This is a genomic window from Pseudomonas sp. Irchel s3a10, assembly GCF_900187525.1.
Lineage (GTDB): Bacteria > Pseudomonadota > Gammaproteobacteria > Pseudomonadales > Pseudomonadaceae > Aquipseudomonas > Aquipseudomonas koreensis_G.
The window spans coordinates 719,589-738,935 of sequence record NZ_FYDR01000002.1 but is presented as its reverse complement, the minus strand read 5'-3'; the positions used below and the strand labels follow the sequence as shown (position 1 = coordinate 738,935).

Genomic DNA, 19,347 nt, shown 5'->3' with positions numbered 1-19,347 from the left:
GGATAAATCTCAGCGAAGGGCTTTCCAGGCAGCCACGTAGGCCTTGGCATTGGCCGCCACTTGCTCAGTCGTCATGCCCGGTTTGAACAGGCCGGAACCGAGGCCGAAACCTTTCACGCCAGCGTCGATGAACGTTTGCATGTTGTCCGGGGTGATCCCGCCGACTGGCGCCAGCACCGTCCCGGAGGGCAACACCGCGAGCCACGCCTTGACCACCGCCGGACCCATCTGCTCGGCCGGGAACAGCTTGAGAATGTCCGCGCCCTCCTCCAGCGCCGCGAACGCTTCGGTCGGCGTGGCGACACCCGGCGACAGGAACAACTCCGCCGCTTTCGCTGCGCGCAGCACTTTGGCGTCGCTGTGCGGCATGACAATCACTTGGCCACCCGCCTCTTTCACCCGCTCGACCTGCTCCGGGGTCAACACCGTGCCGGCACCGATCAGGCAATCGGCAGGCAAGGTCTGACGCAGGATGCGGATACTGTCGTACGGCGACGGAGAATTGAGCGGTACTTCGATGACGCGAAATCCGGCGGCATACAGGACTTCTCCGACAGCAGCGGCTTCCTGCGGATGCAGGCCACGCAGGATTGCGATCAGACCGTTTTGTGCCAATGCTTGCTTGAGCATGTCAGGCCTCCAGTCAGGGTTAACGTGATGAGGAATCGAGCAGCCCGGCGGCCAGCGCCAGTTGCCACAGGCCCCGCTCGGTGGCCTGCTCGGCCAGCGTGATGCGAGCGAAACCGCAGGCATCGAGGGCACGGCCGTAACGGGCGCAGAGTTGCGCGTTGCCGATGAGGATGATCGCGGGCAGATGCACGCTGTTGCGGCGGCGGCGCTGAACGGTGGCGAGTGCCGCCAGCTCATGGCCGATCATCAGCCCGGACAGGTAATCCGCTTGCGCCGTCGGCGCCAGTTCGCCGGTCAGGCCCAGAGTGCGGGCACTGAATAATGTGGAGAGAACGCCCAGTTCGCCGTCCGCCGACAGCGCCACTTGCACGCCACGGTCGAACGCCAGCCCGTCGAACGCCGCACCCTGTTGCTGGGTACGCCCGAGAATGCTGTGTTCACTGAGCACGGCGAACACTTCGCCGGTCATGAAAGTATCGAAATGCGTGATGCAGCCCTCGACCACTTCGACCCACTTGGAATGGCTGCCCGGCAGACCGATCAACAGATCGCCGCCCGCCTCGGCCGACAAGTTCTGCAGCACGCCGAGGACCTGGGTTTCTTCACCGCGCATCACGTTGGGCAGGCGTGAGCGTTGAATCACACCCGGCACGATGTGCACCCGCGTGCCGCGCAGACTGACCAGTGTTTGTAGGGAGTTTCCGAGATTGGCGACGTTCGCCGGCGTCTCGCAGTAGGCCGCTTCGCGCCAGCCCTGGGCGCTGCCGACCATACCGCAGGCGATCACTGGCAGATCCGGCTGCGCATCGAGCCAGTCGCCGCACGCCTCTTCGAAGGCCAGTTCAAAGCCGTCGGCGCATTCACCACCGTGGATGACTCGCGGCGTCTTCGGTAACTGCATGATCCCGGACGACAGCACACGCTGCTCCAGCACCACCCCGCCCGCCGCGAGTTTGTAAGCACGTAATGAGGTCGTCCCCCAGTCGAGCGCGATCAATTGCGCCTGCATCGCTTCACCTGTTTTGTTTTTGGCAGTGAGTGCTACGGACTATAAACCTTGGCGCAGGAAAATCTCAATATATAAATATCATTCCCATATTATGGGATTTACAAGTGTAACAGCCGTTTCTCTGCCAAATCTTTAAAATGCCGATCCCATTCACGCGACGACCGCTCTCGACAGGTTCAAGGAAGAAAAAATGAAAACCGCTTTAAAGGCGTTATTGCTCTGCAGCCCACTCTGCTTCGCGGCGATTGCCAGCGCCTTGCCCGCTATCAAGGAGGGCGACATCTGGGCCTACAACACCCGGCCGGGTGAAGAAGCCTCGACCTTGACCATCCTCAAAATCGAAAGCTATCCGCACTACGGCACCGTCGTGCATATCCGCGTTGATGGCATTCGGATGACCAATCCGGTCACCGGAGGCGAGTTCACCGCAATGCCCCACCTGCCTTTTCAAAGCGAGGCTTTGCAGCGCAGTCTGACTCACCGCGTGGGAGAAACGGCGCAGATTCCGGATTTCAGTGAGGGCTACACCTACTGGAAAGCGGCCTTCGATGAAGAGAAGGCCGGGGCTTTCAAGATTTCCGTGCGAAAGACACTTGATGGATTGCTCAGCGGTCATTGGGAATCCGCAGAGAAGTGAGCATCAGAACAAGGCTTCCTGTGATCAGGCAAGAAGCCCGATCTCAATACTTGTCAATTTCCTTTAGCAGCTCAGCAACAGGAATATTCATCACTTCTGAATAGTAGATTTTGTAGGAGTAGGAGTTGATTCTGACTTTGCATGCGATTGTTTTTCGCCCCGCTAATACAGTGCTTAAGTCCTTGCTGCTCATCAGCGTTTCACTCGTTGAGTCTTTCACACGATAAAACATGAGATCCGCTTTGAAAGTGGATCCGTCTGCAGGCTTCAGAGGCTCAATCCATCCTTCACCATATTCATTCAGATTGCGCGACTGCGAAAAATCTCTACTCTCCCCCAAAGCACAAAGCAGCGACTGACTTATCTTGGACTTGAAGAGTTTGTCGACATCGACGTCGGACGAGAAACTGACTTGGTAAATGTTTCGATCCAAGTAGCGCTCCACCCCCAAATACTCGATTTTGGCAGTAGGTTTTCCGTGGCTGATCGCACATGAAGCACACATCGAAAACATCAAAATCAGAATTAACTTACGCACATTTCCTTCCTTTAAAATGCAACACCACCGATTCCATCAGAACATCTCTGGCTGACATCCCGGCGCCAAGATCGGCAATATAAATGGCCCATGCATCAGCGTGGTTCACGTCAACCCTGCCATTCATGTTCGGACCGTGCTTCATATCCCACTGTTCTCCGAAATCAGCCACCAGGTCGGAAAAATTCCAGTCCTTGGCATCGGCTCTCACATTCACCCAATATTCAGCCTTAGGCGCGGGCTCTTTCTGATAGATATTGGAAATACCCCATACGATCTGCCCTTCCCCGACCGGATCAAGAGTAACCAGTACCGGAATTCGATACCCCTTGTCGGCGAGGACTTTTGATAAGTGAGCTCCGTTCCACCCTCCCAGGCTGTGTCCGATAATGTAGACCGGTGTCGTAAGGTCTGAAATTTTATCCAGTACGTTTGCCTTTAGCCCTTCCTCACTGACGAAAGAGTTGTAGCCAATATGGTGTGCGTCGTACGTATCCGCGCAAAGCCCCTCTGCATCCATATTCTTCACAAAAATCTTGAGGGCCTCCGCAACGTTATTATTAGGTCCGGTTCCGTAATAACTTTCTTTATCCCCCGCCCCACCCACAAAAAACAGGACGATCTTCTTCGGAGCAACTGTAGCCTGCTTAACAGTACCATCGGTTTTACAGGTCAAATCGTGCGTTACTACTAGCCTTTGACATCCCTTCAAATCAGGATTTTCAGCAGTCATCCAAACTACTCCACGAACAACTTGATGGATTCGGGAATGTGCGAGCTCACCGTATGAGTGAATCCCGCGTCATTGGTAATGCCATGCTCTACACGCCCATCGCCGCGTTGAATCGCGTAAGGATGATTAGCCATAGGCTCCCCCGTTATCTCGTTAATCACTTGCATCCGATCATTGAAATGCACCGGCATCGGCAACAACCCACTGAACGCTGCCCCTCCGCCACTTTGTCCAATAATCACCGTGCCCGAACCACCGACCACGACATTGCCGTGGCCACCGGTGCTGTCGAGGGTCGCGGCGTTCAGGCCGTTGATGAATACGGTGCCGGAAACAGCGCCGGTGATCGGGCTGCCACAGGCTGATTTGTCGGTCATGCGCGCGGCGGCGAGGCCGTCGAAGAAGACGTCGGGCGAGCCGGAAACGATCGGGTTGGTGCCATGGCCTGGCAATGGGCAGGCGGTCGGGTCGGTGATGCGGGCGGCGGGTTTACCACTCAATTCAAAGCTCCTTGCTTCAGAGGTTCCGGGTGCGGCTGATGGATGTCGATGTCGGTCGCGGCGAAGCGCCAGCGGTTGTCGACAGGGTCGAACAGTGCGTGGCAGTGCTCACGGCTGTCGGGGGATGTGGCAGTTTGCAGATGCCGCCAGGCCTGGTCGGTTTGCCAGATCAGTTCGGCCGGCGCGGCGTCGTCGAGCTCGTTGAGCCAGGCGTTGTAATTGCGCAGGTGATTACGCTCGTAAGCCGTTTGCAGCAGATCGGCCATTTGCACACCGAGGTCCAGATGATGTTCGGCAGTCCACTGGCCGATCTCGGAATAGACGTACCAGCCCATCGGCATCAACGCGCCGTCCTTGAGCAACGAATGGCTGGCGGGGGCGACGAAACCGCAACAGATGTGCAGCGTCAGCCAGCCCTGATGCGCGTCGATAAACGCATTCGGCTCGAAGTGGCGTAACGCGATCACACGGTAGTCACCCAGGCCGGCGCTGCGTGTCATGAGTTCAGCGTCGAGCCGCGACACAAACGCACGAATGGCTTTGCCGCCCGTGCGATTGACGATGCACAGGATGTCTACCGGTTGACGCTGAGGGTTGTCAGAGCAGCCTGAGTTTTTCACCAAGCCATACAGACGCATTGACGCCCGCAGTCCGCTCATCGCCGGTCACTCAGTGACGCAGCGAAGGCTCCACGGGCGTGGAGAAATTTTGCCAGAAGCATTGCAGGTGTCGTCCGTGAGCGCGCAAAAATGGCGCGTAGAATGCCGGACTAGAGCGGTGGCGGCAATCACTACAACATCGGATTGCCATCATCTCCTCAGCCTTCGGCAAATTCGCGCAACACCTTGCCATCCATGCGATAGCGCACCCACTCTTCCTGCGGTTGCGCGCCGAGGGATTTGTAGAATTCGATGGCTGGAGTGTTCCAGTCCAGCACGCTCCATTCGAAGCGTCCGCAGTCGTTGTCGCAGGCGATTTTCGCCAGATGCCGCAACAGGGTTTTGCCGGCACCGCCGCCGCGTTGTTCGGGAGTGATGTAGAGGTCTTCGAGGTACAGGCAGTTGCTGCCGAGCCACGTCGAATAGCTGAAGAAGAACACTGCAAAACCGATCGGCACGCCGTCACGCAGGCAGATCAGGCCGTGGGCGGTAGCGCCTTCGCTGAACAGGCTGCGCTCGATGTCGGTGACGCTGGCAATGACTTCGTGACGGGCCTTTTCGAAATCTGCCAGTTCGGTGATGAAGGCGAGGATTTGCGGTGCATCGCTGGGGGTCGCCGGGCGGATTTCGATCGTCATGGACGGGCCTTGTCGGAAAATGGAAAGCGCCATACTAAGGCCGGATGCGGCGCTCGTCACATGGCAACACAGAGAATATCCTGCTCCGATATTGCAATGTGGGAGCGGGCTTGCTCGCGAAAGCGCTCTGACAGACGACAATGATGGCGACTGGATTGATGCCTTCGCGAGCAAGCCCGCTCCCACAGGAACTTCGACAGTCTGAAAGGATGCTCATGAACACTGAGATTTTTATGCCCGTGGAGGCGCTCGCAGCAGCACTGCTGCCCCACGCCCTCGAGCCCGGCGACGACGGTGCTCATGACCTCGCCCACCTGCAGCGGGTCTGGCACAACGTGCGCACCTTGCAGGCCGAGGAAGGTGGCGACCTGGAAGTGTTGCTCGCCGCCGTGCTGCTGCACGATTGCGTATCCGTCGAGAAGAACTCGCCGCTGCGCTCGCAAGCTTCGCGTCTCGCCGCAGAAAAAGCCGCCAACGTGCTGGCCGATCTGGATTGGCCCGAAAGCAAAATCAGCGTCGTCACCCACGCCATCGAATCCCACAGTTTTTCCGCCAACATCACCCCGCTGACCCTCGAAGCGAAACTGGTCCAGGACGCCGACCGGCTCGACTCGCTGGGCATGCTCGGCGTTGCCCGCACCTTCTACGTCGCCGGGCGCATGGGCAGTGCGTTGTATGACCCGCTGGACCCTGAAGCCAAGGAGCGCGACTACGACGACACACGCTTCTGCCTCGACCACTTCCAGACCAAGCTGCTGCACCTCGCCGATGGTTTCCAGACTGGCGCCGGTCAGCGTCTGGCGCAGATCCGCCATCAGCGCCTGAAGGGTTTCATGGAGCAGTTCAAGGAAGAAATCGGCCTCGACTGTTAGCGATGTGTCTCGACCGTTCGTCGTTCATCAGGCACCAATCCGATTCAAGGGCAGACCAAAGACAGGTAAGGATTCCAATCACTGGAGAAGCCCTATGATCCCGTCAAGGTTGACTGCCCTCGTTTTCGCCGCCCTGCTGAGCCCTGCGGTTTTCGCCGCTTCTACCACTGCAGCGGGCACAGGCCCCACCGATCCGGTTCCATCACCGCGCGCCCCTGCCATTAACAGTGCCCCCGGCATGAACACCGATGGCTCCGGGGTTCCGTTGATCAACCAGCCACCCGCCACTGGCACCGACCCGCGCACTCAAGGCAGTGACCCGGGCCGCCAGGGTGGCATGAACACCCCTGACTCCCCCGCTACACCCGATAACGCCGGCCCCGGCATCGGCTCGAAAACCACCACCGGTGGCTCGGGCTCCGAGGGCGGCGGCCAGTAGTTCGCCGACGCGAGCGTCCTATTCACATCCATGAAGAGGTAACCATGAACGTCGATAAAAACCTGGAAAAAGAAGTCCTCACCCGCCTGCTGCACGCCCATCCAAGCGGACTGGGCAAAGAGGTGCTGGACAATTATCGCGGCGAGAAAGTGGTGGCCAGCGCCCTCGCCTCTCTGCAGGATCGCGGACTGATCCACCACGGTCATGTGACCTGCAACGAGGCCGGCGAACACTCGTTGAATTTGCCGATCAAGCTCAGTGCGGCGGGCGTCGAAGCGGCGCGCAAGCTTGATGTCTAGAAGCTGTGGTTGTGTGAACGCATGATCATGCAGGAGCTGCCGCAGGCGGCGATCTTTCGACTTCAAGATCAAAAGATCGCAGCCTTCGGCAGCTCCTACACATGAAACCCGTCTACTGATGCAAGGAGAAATCCCATGCCTCGTGGAAGCAAAGACAAATACACCGCCGAACAGAAGCGCAAGGCCGAACACATCGAAGACAGCTATGAGAAAAAAGGCTTGTCGAAGGATGCAGCCGAAGCGCGGGCCTGGGCGACGGTCAACAAACAGTCGGGCGGCGGCGAAAAGGCTGGTGGTTCCGGACGCAAGAAACCGGCGAGTGCCAAGTCCGAAGATCGCAAGGAGTCGTCACGACGCGCAGTGGCCAGTCGCGAGGGACATGCGCGTGACAGCAAGGTTTCGCGGGATACTCAGACCGTAGACAGTCTGCGCAAGGAGGCGCGGGCGAAGAACATTGCCGGGCGTTCTTCGATGCGCAAGGATGAGTTGATTGCGGCATTGCGCAAAGCGAGTTGATCCATTTTTTGTGCTGAGCCGTGTGGCCCCTTCGCGAGCAAGCCTGCTCCCACATTGGAGTTGCGAACGACGCAAATCCCCCTGTGGGAGCGGGCTTGCTCGCGAAGGCGGTTGATCAATCGCCGCAGGATTCGCGGATAAAAATATCCACTTCAGCAGCCCCCGGCGCAGTTGCCGGCCCCCACCGCGTCACCGCCAAAGCCGCCGCCGCATTCGCCCGCCGTGCCGCCTCATGCGCGGTCAAACCCTGCGCCAATCCGGCGACGAATACCCCGGCATGCGCATCCCCGGCACCGTTGCTGTCCACGGCTTTTACCGCAAATCCCGGCACATGCCGACGCTCGCCACGCTGCTGAATCCAGCAACCCTGCGGCCCATCGCGCACTACCATCAGCACATCCTTGGGCAGATGATCCGCCAGCCGATCCAGCGCTTGAGCAATGTCTGCTGCCTCGGTAAAGCGTAACGCCTCGACGCTGTTGCTGGTCCACACATCGATGCGCGGCAGCAGCGCCTGCATCAACGCCGAGTCCGGCGACTCCACCAGCGGCCCCGGATCGAACACCACGTTGATCACCTCCGGCAGCGCCAGCGTCCAGTCCAGCAGCGCCTGCGCCTTGCCTGCGTGCAGCAGGCTGTAACCGCTCACATAAACGTAGTCGCCCGCCTCGGCCGCCACGCTGTTCAAGTCCTCTTCGGTGACCTCACCTTCAGCGCCGATGTAGGAAATGAAACTGCGCTCGGCCGATGAGTCGGTCAGCGCCACGCAAATCCCGGTATCGCGTTGCGCAGGCGTCTGGATGCCTATGTGAATGCCTTCATCCTTCATCGCCTGACGCGCCAGATCACCGAAACGCCCGGTGCCGTGGCGACCGAGATAGACCACCGGCAACCCGTTGCGCACGGCAGCCGCCATCACGTTGAAGCCGCCGCCCGCCTCGAAAGCGGCAGACTGCGCCAGCACATCGCCGCCGACTTGCGGCAGCTGATCCACGGCCATGACCAGGTCGATGATGACCTGGCCGGTGTGCAACATCTTAGGCATGAGCATTCTCGACTTGCGCGGCGCGACGATCTTTCGCCCCGCCGAGAACCAGGTAAATGCCACCGGCCACCACGAAGGTCACGATCCAGCCAAGCCCGTTGTGGCCCAGCCACGAGTCAGACAGGAAGCCCTTGAACCAGACGTTCTCGGCGGTGGTGCCGATGGTGGTGAAACTGAAGCCGAGCACGATGGCAATCGCCCACGCGCCGAACGCGCGCCACTCGATGCCGCCGCGATACCAATAGGCGCTGCTCGGGCTGACATCGAGCAGATCTTTGGGGCTGTAGTAGTGACGGTGAATCAGGTCGACAACGAAGATCCCGACCCACGCAGTGATCGGCACCGCCAGCAGCGAAATAAAGGTAATGAACGGGCCGTAAAAGCTGTCGGCGATCAGCATGAAGTAGATCGAGCCGGCGAAGATCGCCACGATGTCGACCACCACTGCGTAGACGCGTTTGACCTTCAGACCGAGGGTCAGCGTGGTCAAACCGGCGGAGTACACCGAGAGGTTGTTCGACAGCAGCAGACCGCCGAACGCGGTGATCAGGTACGGCACGGCCATCCAGGTCGGCAGCATGTCGCGGATCGCCACGATCGGATCTGTCGCCGAGGCGAGATCGTTGTTCCCTACCGACAGCAGGCCGCCGAGGGTGATCAGCAGCACCAGCGGAATCCCCGCACCGAACGCCGCCGAAGCGACCAGCCGTACAGCCTTGACGCTGCGGTGCTGATAGCGCGACATGTCGGCGCCGGCGTTGGCCCAGCCGATCCCGGTACCGGCAGCCATGGTGCCGATGCCGATGATCATTGCGCTCAGCGGCGCAGGCGTGGCGTTGAACACCGCGCTCCAGTCGATGGTCGCGCAGAGGAAGCCGCCGACCAGAATGTTCAGCGCGCCGAACACGTAAGTCGCCCACTTCTGGATTACCAGGAGCGTGGCGTGGCCGAGGCCGGAAACCGCCAGGGTCAGCAGGACGAAAATCGCGATGAAGATCAACGTCAGCACGGGTGCGCTTTTCGCTTCAACCGGCGAGCCGAACAGGATCGAACACAGCGATAGCAGCACGAACGCGGCGGTGGTGGTGTTGACCGTTTCCCAACCCAGACGCGACATCAGCGAGACCAGCGTCGGGCCGATGTTGCCGCGTACGCCGAAGATCGCCCGCGACAGGGTCAGGCTCGGCGCGCGGCCACGGCGGCCGGCAATCGAGATGATCCCCACCACCGCGAACGAACCGGCGGCGCCGACGATGGCAACGATGATCGCCTGCCAGATCGCCAGCCCGCGAAACGCCACCAGCGTGGCGCCCAGCGGCAGGCCGAGAATGGAAATGTTGGCGGCGAACCAGACCCAGAACAGTTGCAGCGGATGGCCATTGCACTCGGCTTCCGGCACCGGCTCGATGCCGCGGGTTTCCAGTTGCCCGGCGCTTGGCCCGGCGTTTGATGAACTCATGAACAGTGCTCCTGTTTGCCTTTATTGTGGTTGTGGCAATGACTCAATAAAACTTGCTTTTGTGGCGAGGGAGCTTGCTCCCGCTCGGCTGCGAAGCAGTCGTAAATCCAAACAATGGGGTATGTCTGACACAGTGTGTCGGCAGGGTTTGGGGCCGCTTCGCAGCCCAGCGGGAGCAAGCTCCCTCGCCACAGTTATGTGGTCAACGCAAGGCCAACAGCCCCTGCACCAACGGTTCAAGCTCCAGATGATTGACAGCCTTCACCGTCTCGATCATCTCGGCAGGCCAACTCTCAAGACCCAGGCAGGCCCCAAGCATTGCCCCGAGTATCGCCGCGATGGTGTCAGTGTCGCCGCCAAGGCTGGCGGCCATGCACAACGCGTCGAACGCACTCATCTCGCCAACCGCCACTTGCTGCGCCAGGGCGAACGACACCACCACCGATTCCTGCGACGCCACCGAAGTACCGATCACGTCGTACAGCAGATCCGCCAGCAGTGCCTTGTCGCTGTCGACGCTGATGGTTCGCGCCCAACTGATGCGCGAAGCGATGCGCCCGCCGGCGACCCAGTGACCATGTGCCTCGGCCTGTTGCGCGATCTGCTGACCGAGGTTCAGCGCTTCGCCCAGGTCCATGCCGTTGATCCCGGCCGAGACCACTGCCGCGACCGCCGCCGCGCTGGAAATCCCCAGCGTGGTGTTGTGGGTGACCTGACAGGCCTGGACCACGGCTGCGATGAAACGCTCGGGATCAGCGACGTTTGCGGCGATGCCCACCGGAGTGATGCGCATCGCCGCGCCGTTGGTGGTGCCGTAACGCCCGGCCTCCTCCGGCGAGTGGCCGGCGAGGATCATTTCAATGGCGCGTTTGGTCGACGGGCCGAGCAGATCCTGCGAACCCTTGGCCTGCATCTCGGCTTCCCATTCGATCAGCCGTTGGGCGAGCACTGCAGGTTCGATGCGGCCCTTGCCTTCGACCAGCAACTCGCCGACCAGAATCGCCTGTTCGGTGTCGTCGGTGATCGAGCCTTTGGGCATGTTGGCGGCAATCGGTTGCAGAGGACCGGCGTCCTGCAGATCAGTGATTGTGCCAAAGCGGGTCTTGATCGTTTCGCGGTTCAGCGACTGCGTCGGCATGCCCAGCGCGTCACCGAGAGCCAGGCCATAAAACGCACCGAGGGCACGGTTGAGCGCGGTCATTTCGATTCTCCAAATTGCAGGTGCAGGCGGAAATGCACCGGGTCGAGCAGGCTTTCGACCTGCTCCATGAAACGGTTCTGTCGATCGTAGGTGGTGCGCAGGGCCTTGAGGAACACGGTCCCCACCGGGCGCCCGAGCAGCTCGGCGTCTTCGGCACTCAGCGGTTCGGCGCCGATCCACTGATCGCCGCGCTCGCCGATGTAGCCGTAGGCAGCGAGGGTGATGGTCAGGGAGTTGTCGATCAGACCGACGCGCGGCAGGCTTTCCAGGCCGCCGGTGGCCGGCATCAAAGAGCGTTCAAGGGAGACCAGCGTGCCATCGTTGGCGCGGCGACGGCGGTCGAGGGTGATGAATTGGTCGGTGCCGAAGCGCGAGAGCAGGTCAGGCCGCGTCACCGCTTCCAGACGAAGCACTTCGGTGTTGATCAGCGCCCCGCTGTCGGCCAAGGCCTGCGCCCAGCCGCTGCGCTGATCGAGCACCACACCGTCGAAGGTGACGATCGAGCCGACCCCGCTTTGTGTGGCGATGTAATTGCGCCGTTTCAGTTCGGCCAGCGCTTCGCGCAACGTGCCACGGCTGACGTTGAATTCCTGAGCCAACTGATGCTCGCCGGGCAACAGAAAGCCGTCCTCCATGAGGCCACTTTCGATGCGTCGGACGAGTTCGTCGACCACCCGTTGTTTCTTGTCAAATCGTACCTGTCTAATCATGTACAAAGTGATAACCGAAACGGGCGCGGGCGGGCAAGGAATTTTTGGGAGAGATGACGGAAGGTCAGGCGCGGCGCGGCCAACTGTGGGAGCGGGCTTGCTCGCGAAAGCGCTGTGTCAGACGCCGAAAATATTGCCTGACACACCGCATTCGCGAGCAAGCCCGCTCCCACAGGGGGATTAGGGGTTACCGTTGTTTCAGGCGGTCGATGACGACGGCCAACAGCAGGATCGAACCGCGAATCACATACTGATAAAACGTATCAATGTTCTTCAGGTTCATCGCGTTCTCGATGATCGCCAGAATCAGCACCCCGGCAATCACGTGGCGGATCATGCCGATCCCGCCACTGAGCGACACCCCGCCAAGCACACACGCAGAGATCACGGTCAGCTCGAAACCCTGGCCAATCATTGGCTGCCCAGAGGTCATCCGCGACGCCAGAATCACCCCGGCCAGCGCACCGATCACGCCGTGCACGGCAAAGATAATGATCTTTGTCCGGTCAACGTTAACCCCGGCGAGCAACGCCGCTTCCTGGTTGCCGCCGATGGCCATGGTGTTGCGCCCGTAGGTGGTGTAGTTCAGCAGCCAGCCGAAGAACAGGAAGCAGACGATGGTGATCAGGATCGGCACCGGCACGCCGAACAACTGGCCGTTGCCGAAGACGAAGAACGATTCCTGCGACACGCCCACCGCTTTGCCGTTGGCAAAAATGTAGGCCAGACCGCGAACGATCTGCATGGTCGCCAGCGTGGTGATCAGCGCGTTGACCCGCAACTTGGCGATCACGATGCCGTTGATCAGCCCGACAATCAGGCCCATCACCAGCGCCGCGCTGACGCCGAGGAACACGCTGTTGGTGTCGCGCATCACCACTGCCGCAACCACCCCGGCGCAGGCGATTACCGAGCCCACCGACAAGTCGAAGTGCCCCGACGCCAGGCAGTAGAGCATGGTGCACGCGGCAATGCCGGTGGTGGAAATCGCCAGGCCCAGCCCGCGCATGTTCAGCGGCGAGAGGAAGTTGTCGATCAGCAAGGTACAGGCGACGAAGATGCCGATGGCCGCCAGCAGCATGACCCAGTCGTCGAGGAAGCGCCGCAGGTCCAGCGGTTTGCGGGGAGTCGGCAGCGCCTTGTTTTGGATGGTCATCATGTTCACCTCTCAGTTCGCCACGCCGTCAGCGCGATGGCGCGGCAAAGCCAGTTGCAGCAGGTTGGATTCATTGGCCTGGTCGCGGCTGACTTCGCCGCGCAGCGCGCCTTCGCAGAGCACCAGAATGCGGTCGGAAATGCCCATCACCTCCATGAGGTCGCTGGACACCACGATCACCGAAATGCCGTCGGCGGCCAGGTTATGGATGATCTGGTAGATCTCGGCCTTGGCGCCGATGTCGATGCCGCGAGTGGGCTCGTCGAGCAGCAGGACCTTCATCGGCATCGACAGCCAGCGACCGAGAATCGCCTTCTGCTGATTGCCGCCGGACAGGAATTTGATCTGCTGACCGGCGTGCGGGGTTTTGACTTTCAGCGCCTTGATCTGCTTGTCGGCGTTGCCCTTCTCCCACAGCCCGCGCAGCAGGCAGCCGAGGCTGGCATTGGCGCGGCGCGCGCTGATGTTGATGTTCTCGGCAACGCTGGCCAGCGGGATGATCCCCTCTTTTTTCCGGTCCTCGGGACACAGCAGGATCCCGGCGGCAATCGCATCGCGCGGTGAGCGCAATTTCAATTCATGACCGCGCAATTCGAGGCGACCGGCGGTGGTGCGTTCAAGCCCGCTGAGCAGCCGGAACAGCTCGGTGCGCCCGGCCCCGACCAGGCCGAACAGCCCGAGAATCTCGCCCTTGTGCGCCTCGAAACTCACCGGCTCACGCAGGCCCGGGCCGAGCAAACCGTCGACCTTCAACGCCACCGCGCCGCGCGGGCGACTGCGGTAATCGTAGATGTCCTGAATGTCGCGGCCGACCATGCAGGTCACCAGTTGATCGTGGGTCAACTGGCTCATGTCATCGAAGGTGCGCACGTATCGGCCGTCCTTGAACACCGTCACCGCGTCGCAAATGCGGAACACTTCTTCCATGCGATGCGAGACGTAGAGCACCACTTTGCCTTCGCCCCGCAGGCGACTGATGATCGCCATCAAACGGTCGATTTCGCGCGCCGAGAGGCTGCTGGTCGGCTCATCGAAGGCGATCACATGCGCGCCACGGGACAGCGCCTTGGCGATTTCCACCAGTTGCCGCTGACCGAGCGACAGGCGCCCGACCTTGGTCTGCGGATCGATTTCGTCGGCCAGGCCTTTGAGGCAGGCCAAGGCATTCTGGCGCAGGACGCCACGGTTGATCAGGCCGAAACTGGACGGCAGATGGCCGAGAAACAGGTTCTCGGCGACGGTCATTTCCGGCACCAGATGCAGTTCCTGGTGAATCACCGCGACGCCGCTGCCGATGCTGTCGGCGGTGGACTTGAACGCCATGGTCTGCTCGCCGATCTGCAACTCGCCGCTGCTCGGAATGTAGGCCCCGCCGAGGATTTTCAGCAGGGTCGATTTGCCGGCGCCGTTCTCGCCCATCAAGGCGTGCACCTGCCCCGGATGGGCGACGAAGCTGATGGCGTCCAGCGCCTTGACCCCGGGGAAGGTCTTGCCGATCCCGTTGAAGCGCAGGCTGCCGCCGGCGCTGTTTTCATGTGTCTGTACTTGCGCGTGCATCTGAGTCACCTCTTCACACCGATCGAGCAGCCATCAATTCCACAGGCCGATTTTTTCCAGCTCTTGCTTGAAGTTCTCGCGGGTGATCAGGGTGACGTCGTCCATCGCCGTGTACTTCGGCGGTTCTTTGCCGGTGGTGACCCACTCGTACATCATCTCGGCGGTCTTGTAGCCTTCGATGTGCGGGCTCGGCAGCATCGAGCCGAAGAAACCACTGTTGGGCTTTTTCAGCTCGCCGATGGCGTCAGTGCCGTTGATGCCGATGCCAATCACGTTGGCCGCAGCGAACCCGGCGGCTTCGGTGGCGCGTACGCCGCCGAGCACGGTGTTGTCGTTCATGCCGCCGATGATCAGGTTCTTCGCCGCGCTGGGCAGCTTGACCAGCGCCGAGTTGGTGGCGTCCATGCTGCCCGGCACATCGAGGGTTTTCAGCGCCGCGGTCAGGATGTGGTCTTTCGGCAGGCCGGCGTCTTCGAGCGCCTTCATCGAACCGTCGGTGCGCTTCTTGCCGGTGTCGAGTTCGTTGTAGGTGTTGACCACCGCATAAGTGTCTTTCCAGTCCCAGTTGCGTTTCTTCGCTTCGGCAACCATCGCGTTGCCCTGCTTCTGGCCGACCTCAAACGCGGCCATGCCGAGGTACGGCACGTCTTCCATGAACTTGCCGTTGGCGTCGACGAAACGGTCGTCCACGGCAATTACTTTGAGGTCATTGAGTTTGGCTTTGGCCATGATCGCCGGGCCGAGGGATACATCCGGCGGGCAGATCACGAAGCCTTTGGCGCCGTTGGCCGCGAGGCTGTCGATGGCCGAGAGGGTTTTCTCGCCGTCTGGCACGGCAATCTTGATCAGTTCGAAGCCTTTGTCCTTGGCGGCTTTCTCGGCAAAGGCCCACTCGGTCTGGAACCACGGCTCTTCAGCCTGTTTGACCAGGAAACCGATTTTCACGGCATCGGCAGCGAGCAGCGTACTGCTCAGACTGAAAGCGGTGACCGCCAGGGCGGTACTGCACAGGGTACGAATCCCGAAACGACGTTTCATAGCTGACTCCTTGTTATTTTTTTTGAGCAAATTAAACAGTTTGTGGTGGCGTGACACGTACTGCTGCAAAGCCTGTTGAAAATAGTCATATCGTATGATGATTGGATTTCAGGCGGAGTTCACCGACTGAAACCCGATTCATTCAGTCGTGGTACATCACCGAGCGCCCACCATCGATGGTGATGCACGAGGCGTTGATGAACGGCGCTTCATCACTGGCCAGAAACACTGCGGTCATCGCCACCTCGATCGGCTGGCCGATGCGTTTCGGCGGGTGCAGATCGAATGCGCGCTGACGCTCGGCGTGCGGATCGGCAAAACCGTTCCAGTAATCGACGTTGAGTTGCGTCTCGATGTACCCCGGGGCGATGGCGTTGACCCGAACACCCTTTGCCGCGTATTCGATACCCAGCGCCCGGGTCAGCCCAAGCAGGCCGTGCTTGGCCACCGGATACGGGAAGCAGCCGGGAATGATGTGGCTGGAATGGGTCGAGGCGATATTGATGATGCTGCCGACGCCCTGCTCGATCATCTGTGGCAGCACGGCTTTGCAGCCGTACCAGGCGCCGTCAAGGTCGATGGCGAAGCAACGACGCCAGTCTTCTTCGGTCATTTGCAGCGGGTCGCGGAACACGTTGACCCCGGCGCAATTGACCAGCACGTCGATGCGCCCGTGCAGCTCGATCGCCCGTCTGGCCATGGCGTGCAGGTCTTGCTGGCGCGAGACGTCAGCCTTGATCGCCTGCACGTCGTAGCCATTGTCGCGCCACTGGGCGGCAACCTTCTCGACCTTCTCTGCCTGAATATCGCTGATCACCAGTCTGGCCTGCTGCGAGGCGAACGTGGCAACGATCGCCTCGCCGATGCCTTGAGCGGCACCGGTCAGCAGCACGACTTTGTTTTTCAAACGCTCACCCTTCGGCGGCGCGGGCACCGGCGGCAAGGAAAGAGGTTCAGCCATGGATCAGGACTCCTGTTCGTCAGCACAAAAAAACCGGGCATCTGCCGATGTCCGGTCTGGAAGACTGTGAAAACGAAACAGGCAGGCGCGGCGAGCGACGCCGGGCCGTTGCGAGACGCTGGCTCCGCTGAGGAGTGCGATAGAGATTCGCTGCATCACTTCACCTGTTTTGTTCTTTTTAAGTGTGAGTGCGTGTTACTGCTGGAGCCGACTATAAACCCGACTGCCGAATAATCTCAATATATAATTTTGCATCCCATATTTTGGGATTCAGCCTGCAAACCGCGTGCAGAGTTTGCCCGGCACATCGACCCGCATCGACAGCACCGCGCCATCGAGTGGGTGGTTGTGCGGACTCTCAGCACTGGTGACGTACAGGGTTTTCAGGTCTTCACCGCCGAATACGCAACTGGTTGGCCGGCTGACAGGCAGATCGATTTTGCGGTCGACCTTGCCGTCCGGCGTCAGGCGCAGCAGGCAGCTGCCGTCCCAACGGGCGTTCCACACATACCCTTCGGCGTCCATCGCCGAACCGTCCGGGCCGCCCTGCCCGTCTGCTGCGTACCAGACCTCAGGGCTGTCGAGCTTGCCGTCGGTCTGAATGAAATAGCGATTGAGCGCCCCGTCGAGGCTGTCGCCGAACAGCAGCGTGGTGCCGTCGTCGCTCCACAACAACGTGTTGGGAATGCCGAGACCGAGCAGCAATGGCGTGACACGCCGGTCGGGGTCAATGCGGAACAAGCCACCGGAACGACGCTCGATCGGCAGGTCTTCGCCGTTGTCGCCGATGTTGTTCTGCATAGTGCCGAGCCACAGTCGGCCCTGGGCGTCGCAGCGCGCTTCGTTGGGCCGATTGCCCGGTTGCGGGTCGGCGATGCACAACAGCGTCAGGCGTGGTTCGAGACCGGGGGAATCAAGATCCAGGCGGTACACGCCGCTGCTCAAGGTCACCAACGCGTCGCCACTGGCACAGGGAATAAACGCGGAAACGTGCTCGGGCATCTGCCAGATCTGCACGTTGTTGCCGATCAGCCGCAACGCCTGCTTGCCGGCGATATCGACCCAGTACAGCGCCTGGGTCGGGGCGTCCCAGAATGGCCCTTCGCCGAGCTTGGCGCGGTGTTGGGTTACGGCGGTCAACGGCATATCGAATCCTTCATGTTGTTGTTTTAACTGTAGGAGTAAGCCTGCTCGCGATAGCGGTGGGTCAGTGACGACGATTGTGACTGACCCACCGCCATCGCGAGCAGGCTCACTCCTACAGGGGGATTAGTGTTTTCAACTGGCTTTTTTGTCGGCCATCACCTGCGGGTAAAAGCGTTTGATCGCCAGGTCGGCGTTGTCGATCAGTGTCATGCAGGCCCATACGCCGCGCGCCGCATCGCGGGCGGCGATGGCGTCGGCCATATCTTTGTGGATCGGCAATGTGCGACGCAGTTCATCGGGGTCGGCAGCGGAGACTTCAAACGACACGGCAAGCAAGGCGCCGAGGGCCGGAACCATTTGCTCGATGAACTGATTGTGGCTGGCCGCCAGAATGCATTCGTGGAAGGCCTGGTCGGCACGGTTGTAATCGATGCTGCTGTCGACCGCCCGTTCCAGCGCGTTGTAGGCCAGTTGCACCGCGTGAATCTGCTCCAGGCTGGCGCGCTCGCAGGCCCAGCGCACAGCCATCGGTTCAATGGTGCGGCGCAGGTCGAGCAGGTCATCGACGAAATTTTCCGGCAAACCATTGCGCGAAAGCCAGCCAACCACTTGCGGATCGAACAGGTTCCAGCGCCGCACCGGCAACACCCGGGTACCGACCTTGGGCCCGACTTCGAGCATCCCTTTGGCGACCAGGGTCTTGATCGCTTCGCGAATCACCGTGCGGCTGACACCGAGCTGCTGACCCAGATCCGCCTCGACCTTGATCGCCTGCCCCGGTTTCACCTGGCCAGCGGCAATCCAACTGCCCAGCCAGTCGACCGTTGATGCATGAAAGCTGCTGGACATGAAGACCTCAAAGCGCTTGGCGATGGGTGTCCACGCTAATGATCATATGATTGGGTGTCAAATCAGATTTTTCAGGTTGTCCATCAATCAATGTGGGAGGGGGCTTGCTCCCGAAGGCAGTGCAGCAGTCAATACACAGGGTGACTGTCACACCGCCTTCGGGAGCAAGCCCCCTCCCACATTTGATTCATTGTCAGGGCTCGAGGCCGATGCGGAAGAACTCGCCGCCGCTCCACACGCCCAACCAACGCTGCCCGTCGATTTCGCGACTGACCGCCAACTCCACCAGTTGATAGAACACGTTGCGGTGGATCAGCGCTTCAAGGTTGGTGCGCACATGCACGTACGGCGCAGGCTCTTGCGTGGCGGGATCAATCTCGACGCGGATCGGATGCTCAGGCCCGGCCTCGGCGGTTTCTTCGACGTTGGTGGTAAAACGCAGCACCTGCGCCTCACCCTCGCCTTCAACCTCCACGGCAATTGCTACAAACGGCGCGTCGTCGACTTTGATCCCGACCTTCTCGACCGGGGTAATCAGGAAATAATCATCGCCGTCGCGGCGAATGATCGTGGAGAACAACTTGACCATCGGCTTGCGCCCGATCGGCGTGCCCAGGTAATACCAGGTGCCGTCCCGGGCAATACGCATGTCGATGTCGCCGCAGAAGTCCGGATTCCACAAGTGCACCGGCGGCAGGCCTTTGGTTTTGGGGATCTGTCCCAACAGGTCATTGGCTTTTTGCGGGCCACTCATG

23 protein-coding genes are annotated in these 19,347 nt (G+C 60.5%); 5 read left to right on the top strand and 18 right to left on the bottom strand.

Going from position 1 to position 19,347, the window contains the following annotated elements; translation table 11 throughout:
- Nucleotides 1-9: 9 nt before the first annotated feature.
- Together CKW11_RS08960 and CKW11_RS08955 are read right to left on the bottom strand one after the other, a co-directional pair.
- Nucleotides 10-630 (bottom strand): 2-dehydro-3-deoxy-6-phosphogalactonate aldolase, encoded by a 621-nt coding sequence (locus CKW11_RS08960; RefSeq protein WP_095137232.1) that lies wholly within the window; start codon nucleotides 628-630, stop codon nucleotides 10-12.
- 19 nt (nucleotides 631-649) lie between these two features.
- Nucleotides 650-1,639 (bottom strand): 2-dehydro-3-deoxygalactonokinase, encoded by a 990-nt coding sequence (locus CKW11_RS08955; RefSeq protein ID WP_095137231.1) that lies wholly within the window; start codon nucleotides 1,637-1,639, stop codon nucleotides 650-652.
- A 190-nt stretch (nucleotides 1,640-1,829) separates the two neighbouring features.
- Here CKW11_RS08955 and CKW11_RS08950 point away from each other — a divergent pair, with 190 nt between their 5' ends.
- Entirely contained in the window at nucleotides 1,830-2,276 is a 447-nt protein-coding gene (locus CKW11_RS08950) for a hypothetical protein (RefSeq protein ID WP_095137230.1), read from the top strand.
- Nucleotides 2,277-2,319: 43 nt separating this feature from the next.
- Here the strand turns inward: CKW11_RS08950 and CKW11_RS08945 are convergent, their stop codons facing one another.
- From CKW11_RS08945 to CKW11_RS08925, 5 genes are all read right to left on the bottom strand, one after another.
- Nucleotides 2,320-2,814, bottom strand: a complete 495-nt coding sequence (locus CKW11_RS08945; RefSeq protein ID WP_095137229.1) for a hypothetical protein — start codon at nucleotides 2,812-2,814, stop codon at nucleotides 2,320-2,322.
- Nucleotides 2,807-3,547: an alpha/beta hydrolase gene (locus tag CKW11_RS08940; RefSeq protein ID WP_095137228.1), complete on the bottom strand. Its 741-nt coding sequence runs from the start codon at nucleotides 3,545-3,547 to the stop codon at nucleotides 2,807-2,809. Before CKW11_RS08940 ends, CKW11_RS08945 begins: the two co-directional genes overlap by 8 nt.
- A gap of 5 nt (nucleotides 3,548-3,552) precedes the next feature.
- Nucleotides 3,553-4,047 (bottom strand): PAAR domain-containing protein, encoded by a 495-nt coding sequence (locus CKW11_RS08935; protein WP_095137227.1) that lies wholly within the window; start codon nucleotides 4,045-4,047, stop codon nucleotides 3,553-3,555.
- Complete coding sequence (locus CKW11_RS08930; RefSeq protein WP_095137226.1) at nucleotides 4,044-4,706, bottom strand: hypothetical protein; 663 nt, start codon at nucleotides 4,704-4,706, stop codon at nucleotides 4,044-4,046. The genes CKW11_RS08935 and CKW11_RS08930 overlap by 4 nt, the downstream gene beginning before the upstream one ends.
- 158 nt (nucleotides 4,707-4,864) lie before the next feature.
- Nucleotides 4,865-5,344 (bottom strand): GNAT family N-acetyltransferase, encoded by a 480-nt coding sequence (locus tag CKW11_RS08925; protein ID WP_007961964.1) that lies wholly within the window; start codon nucleotides 5,342-5,344, stop codon nucleotides 4,865-4,867.
- A 215-nt stretch (nucleotides 5,345-5,559) separates the two neighbouring features.
- Between CKW11_RS08925 and CKW11_RS08920 the strand changes: the two genes are divergently transcribed.
- From CKW11_RS08920 to CKW11_RS08905, 4 genes are all read left to right on the top strand, one after another.
- Entirely contained in the window at nucleotides 5,560-6,216 is a 657-nt protein-coding gene (locus tag CKW11_RS08920; protein WP_095137225.1) for an HD domain-containing protein, read from the top strand.
- 94 nt (nucleotides 6,217-6,310) lie between these two features.
- Entirely contained in the window at nucleotides 6,311-6,655 is a 345-nt protein-coding gene (locus tag CKW11_RS08915) for a hypothetical protein (protein WP_095137224.1), read from the top strand.
- Nucleotides 6,656-6,699: 44 nt separating this feature from the next.
- Nucleotides 6,700-6,954: a hypothetical protein gene (locus CKW11_RS08910; RefSeq protein WP_095137223.1), complete on the top strand. Its 255-nt coding sequence runs from the start codon at nucleotides 6,700-6,702 to the stop codon at nucleotides 6,952-6,954.
- A gap of 135 nt (nucleotides 6,955-7,089) precedes the next feature.
- The gene (locus CKW11_RS08905; RefSeq protein WP_095137222.1) at nucleotides 7,090-7,470 is read left to right on the top strand and encodes a Rho termination factor N-terminal domain-containing protein; all 381 of its coding nucleotides are present in this window, start codon (nucleotides 7,090-7,092) and stop codon (nucleotides 7,468-7,470) included.
- Nucleotides 7,471-7,585: 115 nt separating this feature from the next.
- On the opposite strand, the gene CKW11_RS08900 is transcribed toward CKW11_RS08905, so the two are convergent.
- The 11 genes from CKW11_RS08900 to CKW11_RS08850 form a co-directional block, all read right to left on the bottom strand.
- Nucleotides 7,586-8,515: a PfkB family carbohydrate kinase gene (locus CKW11_RS08900; protein ID WP_095137221.1), complete on the bottom strand. Its 930-nt coding sequence runs from the start codon at nucleotides 8,513-8,515 to the stop codon at nucleotides 7,586-7,588.
- Entirely contained in the window at nucleotides 8,508-9,974 is a 1,467-nt protein-coding gene (locus CKW11_RS08895) for a cytosine permease (protein WP_095137220.1), read from the bottom strand. The genes CKW11_RS08900 and CKW11_RS08895 overlap by 8 nt, the downstream gene beginning before the upstream one ends.
- Nucleotides 9,975-10,176: 202 nt before the next feature.
- A complete protein-coding gene (locus CKW11_RS08890; RefSeq protein WP_095137219.1) occupies nucleotides 10,177-11,175 on the bottom strand; it encodes an ADP-ribosylglycohydrolase family protein in 999 nt (332 codons plus the stop codon).
- Nucleotides 11,172-11,885 carry a GntR family transcriptional regulator gene (locus CKW11_RS08885; RefSeq protein ID WP_095137218.1) on the bottom strand — a complete coding sequence of 238 codons (714 nt, stop codon included), beginning with the start codon at nucleotides 11,883-11,885 and terminating at the stop codon, nucleotides 11,172-11,174. The genes CKW11_RS08890 and CKW11_RS08885 overlap by 4 nt, the downstream gene beginning before the upstream one ends.
- A 187-nt stretch (nucleotides 11,886-12,072) precedes the next feature.
- Entirely contained in the window at nucleotides 12,073-13,041 is a 969-nt protein-coding gene (gene araH, locus CKW11_RS08880) for an L-arabinose ABC transporter permease AraH (RefSeq protein WP_027612371.1), read from the bottom strand.
- Nucleotides 13,042-13,053: 12 nt separating this feature from the next.
- The gene (araG, locus tag CKW11_RS08875; RefSeq protein WP_095137217.1) at nucleotides 13,054-14,598 is read right to left on the bottom strand and encodes an L-arabinose ABC transporter ATP-binding protein AraG; all 1,545 of its coding nucleotides are present in this window, start codon (nucleotides 14,596-14,598) and stop codon (nucleotides 13,054-13,056) included.
- A 33-nt stretch (nucleotides 14,599-14,631) separates the two neighbouring features.
- A complete protein-coding gene (locus tag CKW11_RS08870) occupies nucleotides 14,632-15,636 on the bottom strand; it encodes a substrate-binding domain-containing protein (RefSeq protein ID WP_095137216.1) in 1,005 nt (334 codons plus the stop codon).
- 142 nt (nucleotides 15,637-15,778) lie between these two features.
- The gene (locus tag CKW11_RS08865; RefSeq protein WP_095137215.1) at nucleotides 15,779-16,597 is read right to left on the bottom strand and encodes an SDR family oxidoreductase; all 819 of its coding nucleotides are present in this window, start codon (nucleotides 16,595-16,597) and stop codon (nucleotides 15,779-15,781) included.
- A gap of 270 nt (nucleotides 16,598-16,867) precedes the next feature.
- Nucleotides 16,868-17,743 (bottom strand): SMP-30/gluconolactonase/LRE family protein, encoded by an 876-nt coding sequence (locus CKW11_RS08860; protein ID WP_095137214.1) that lies wholly within the window; start codon nucleotides 17,741-17,743, stop codon nucleotides 16,868-16,870.
- A gap of 132 nt (nucleotides 17,744-17,875) precedes the next feature.
- Nucleotides 17,876-18,592, bottom strand: coding sequence for a FadR/GntR family transcriptional regulator (locus CKW11_RS08855; RefSeq protein WP_095137213.1), 717 nt, complete (start codon nucleotides 18,590-18,592; stop codon nucleotides 17,876-17,878).
- 193 nt (nucleotides 18,593-18,785) lie between these two features.
- Nucleotides 18,786-19,346 carry a DUF1285 domain-containing protein gene (locus tag CKW11_RS08850; RefSeq protein ID WP_095137212.1) on the bottom strand — a complete coding sequence of 187 codons (561 nt, stop codon included), beginning with the start codon at nucleotides 19,344-19,346 and terminating at the stop codon, nucleotides 18,786-18,788.
- Nucleotide 19,347: the final 1 nt, after the last annotated feature.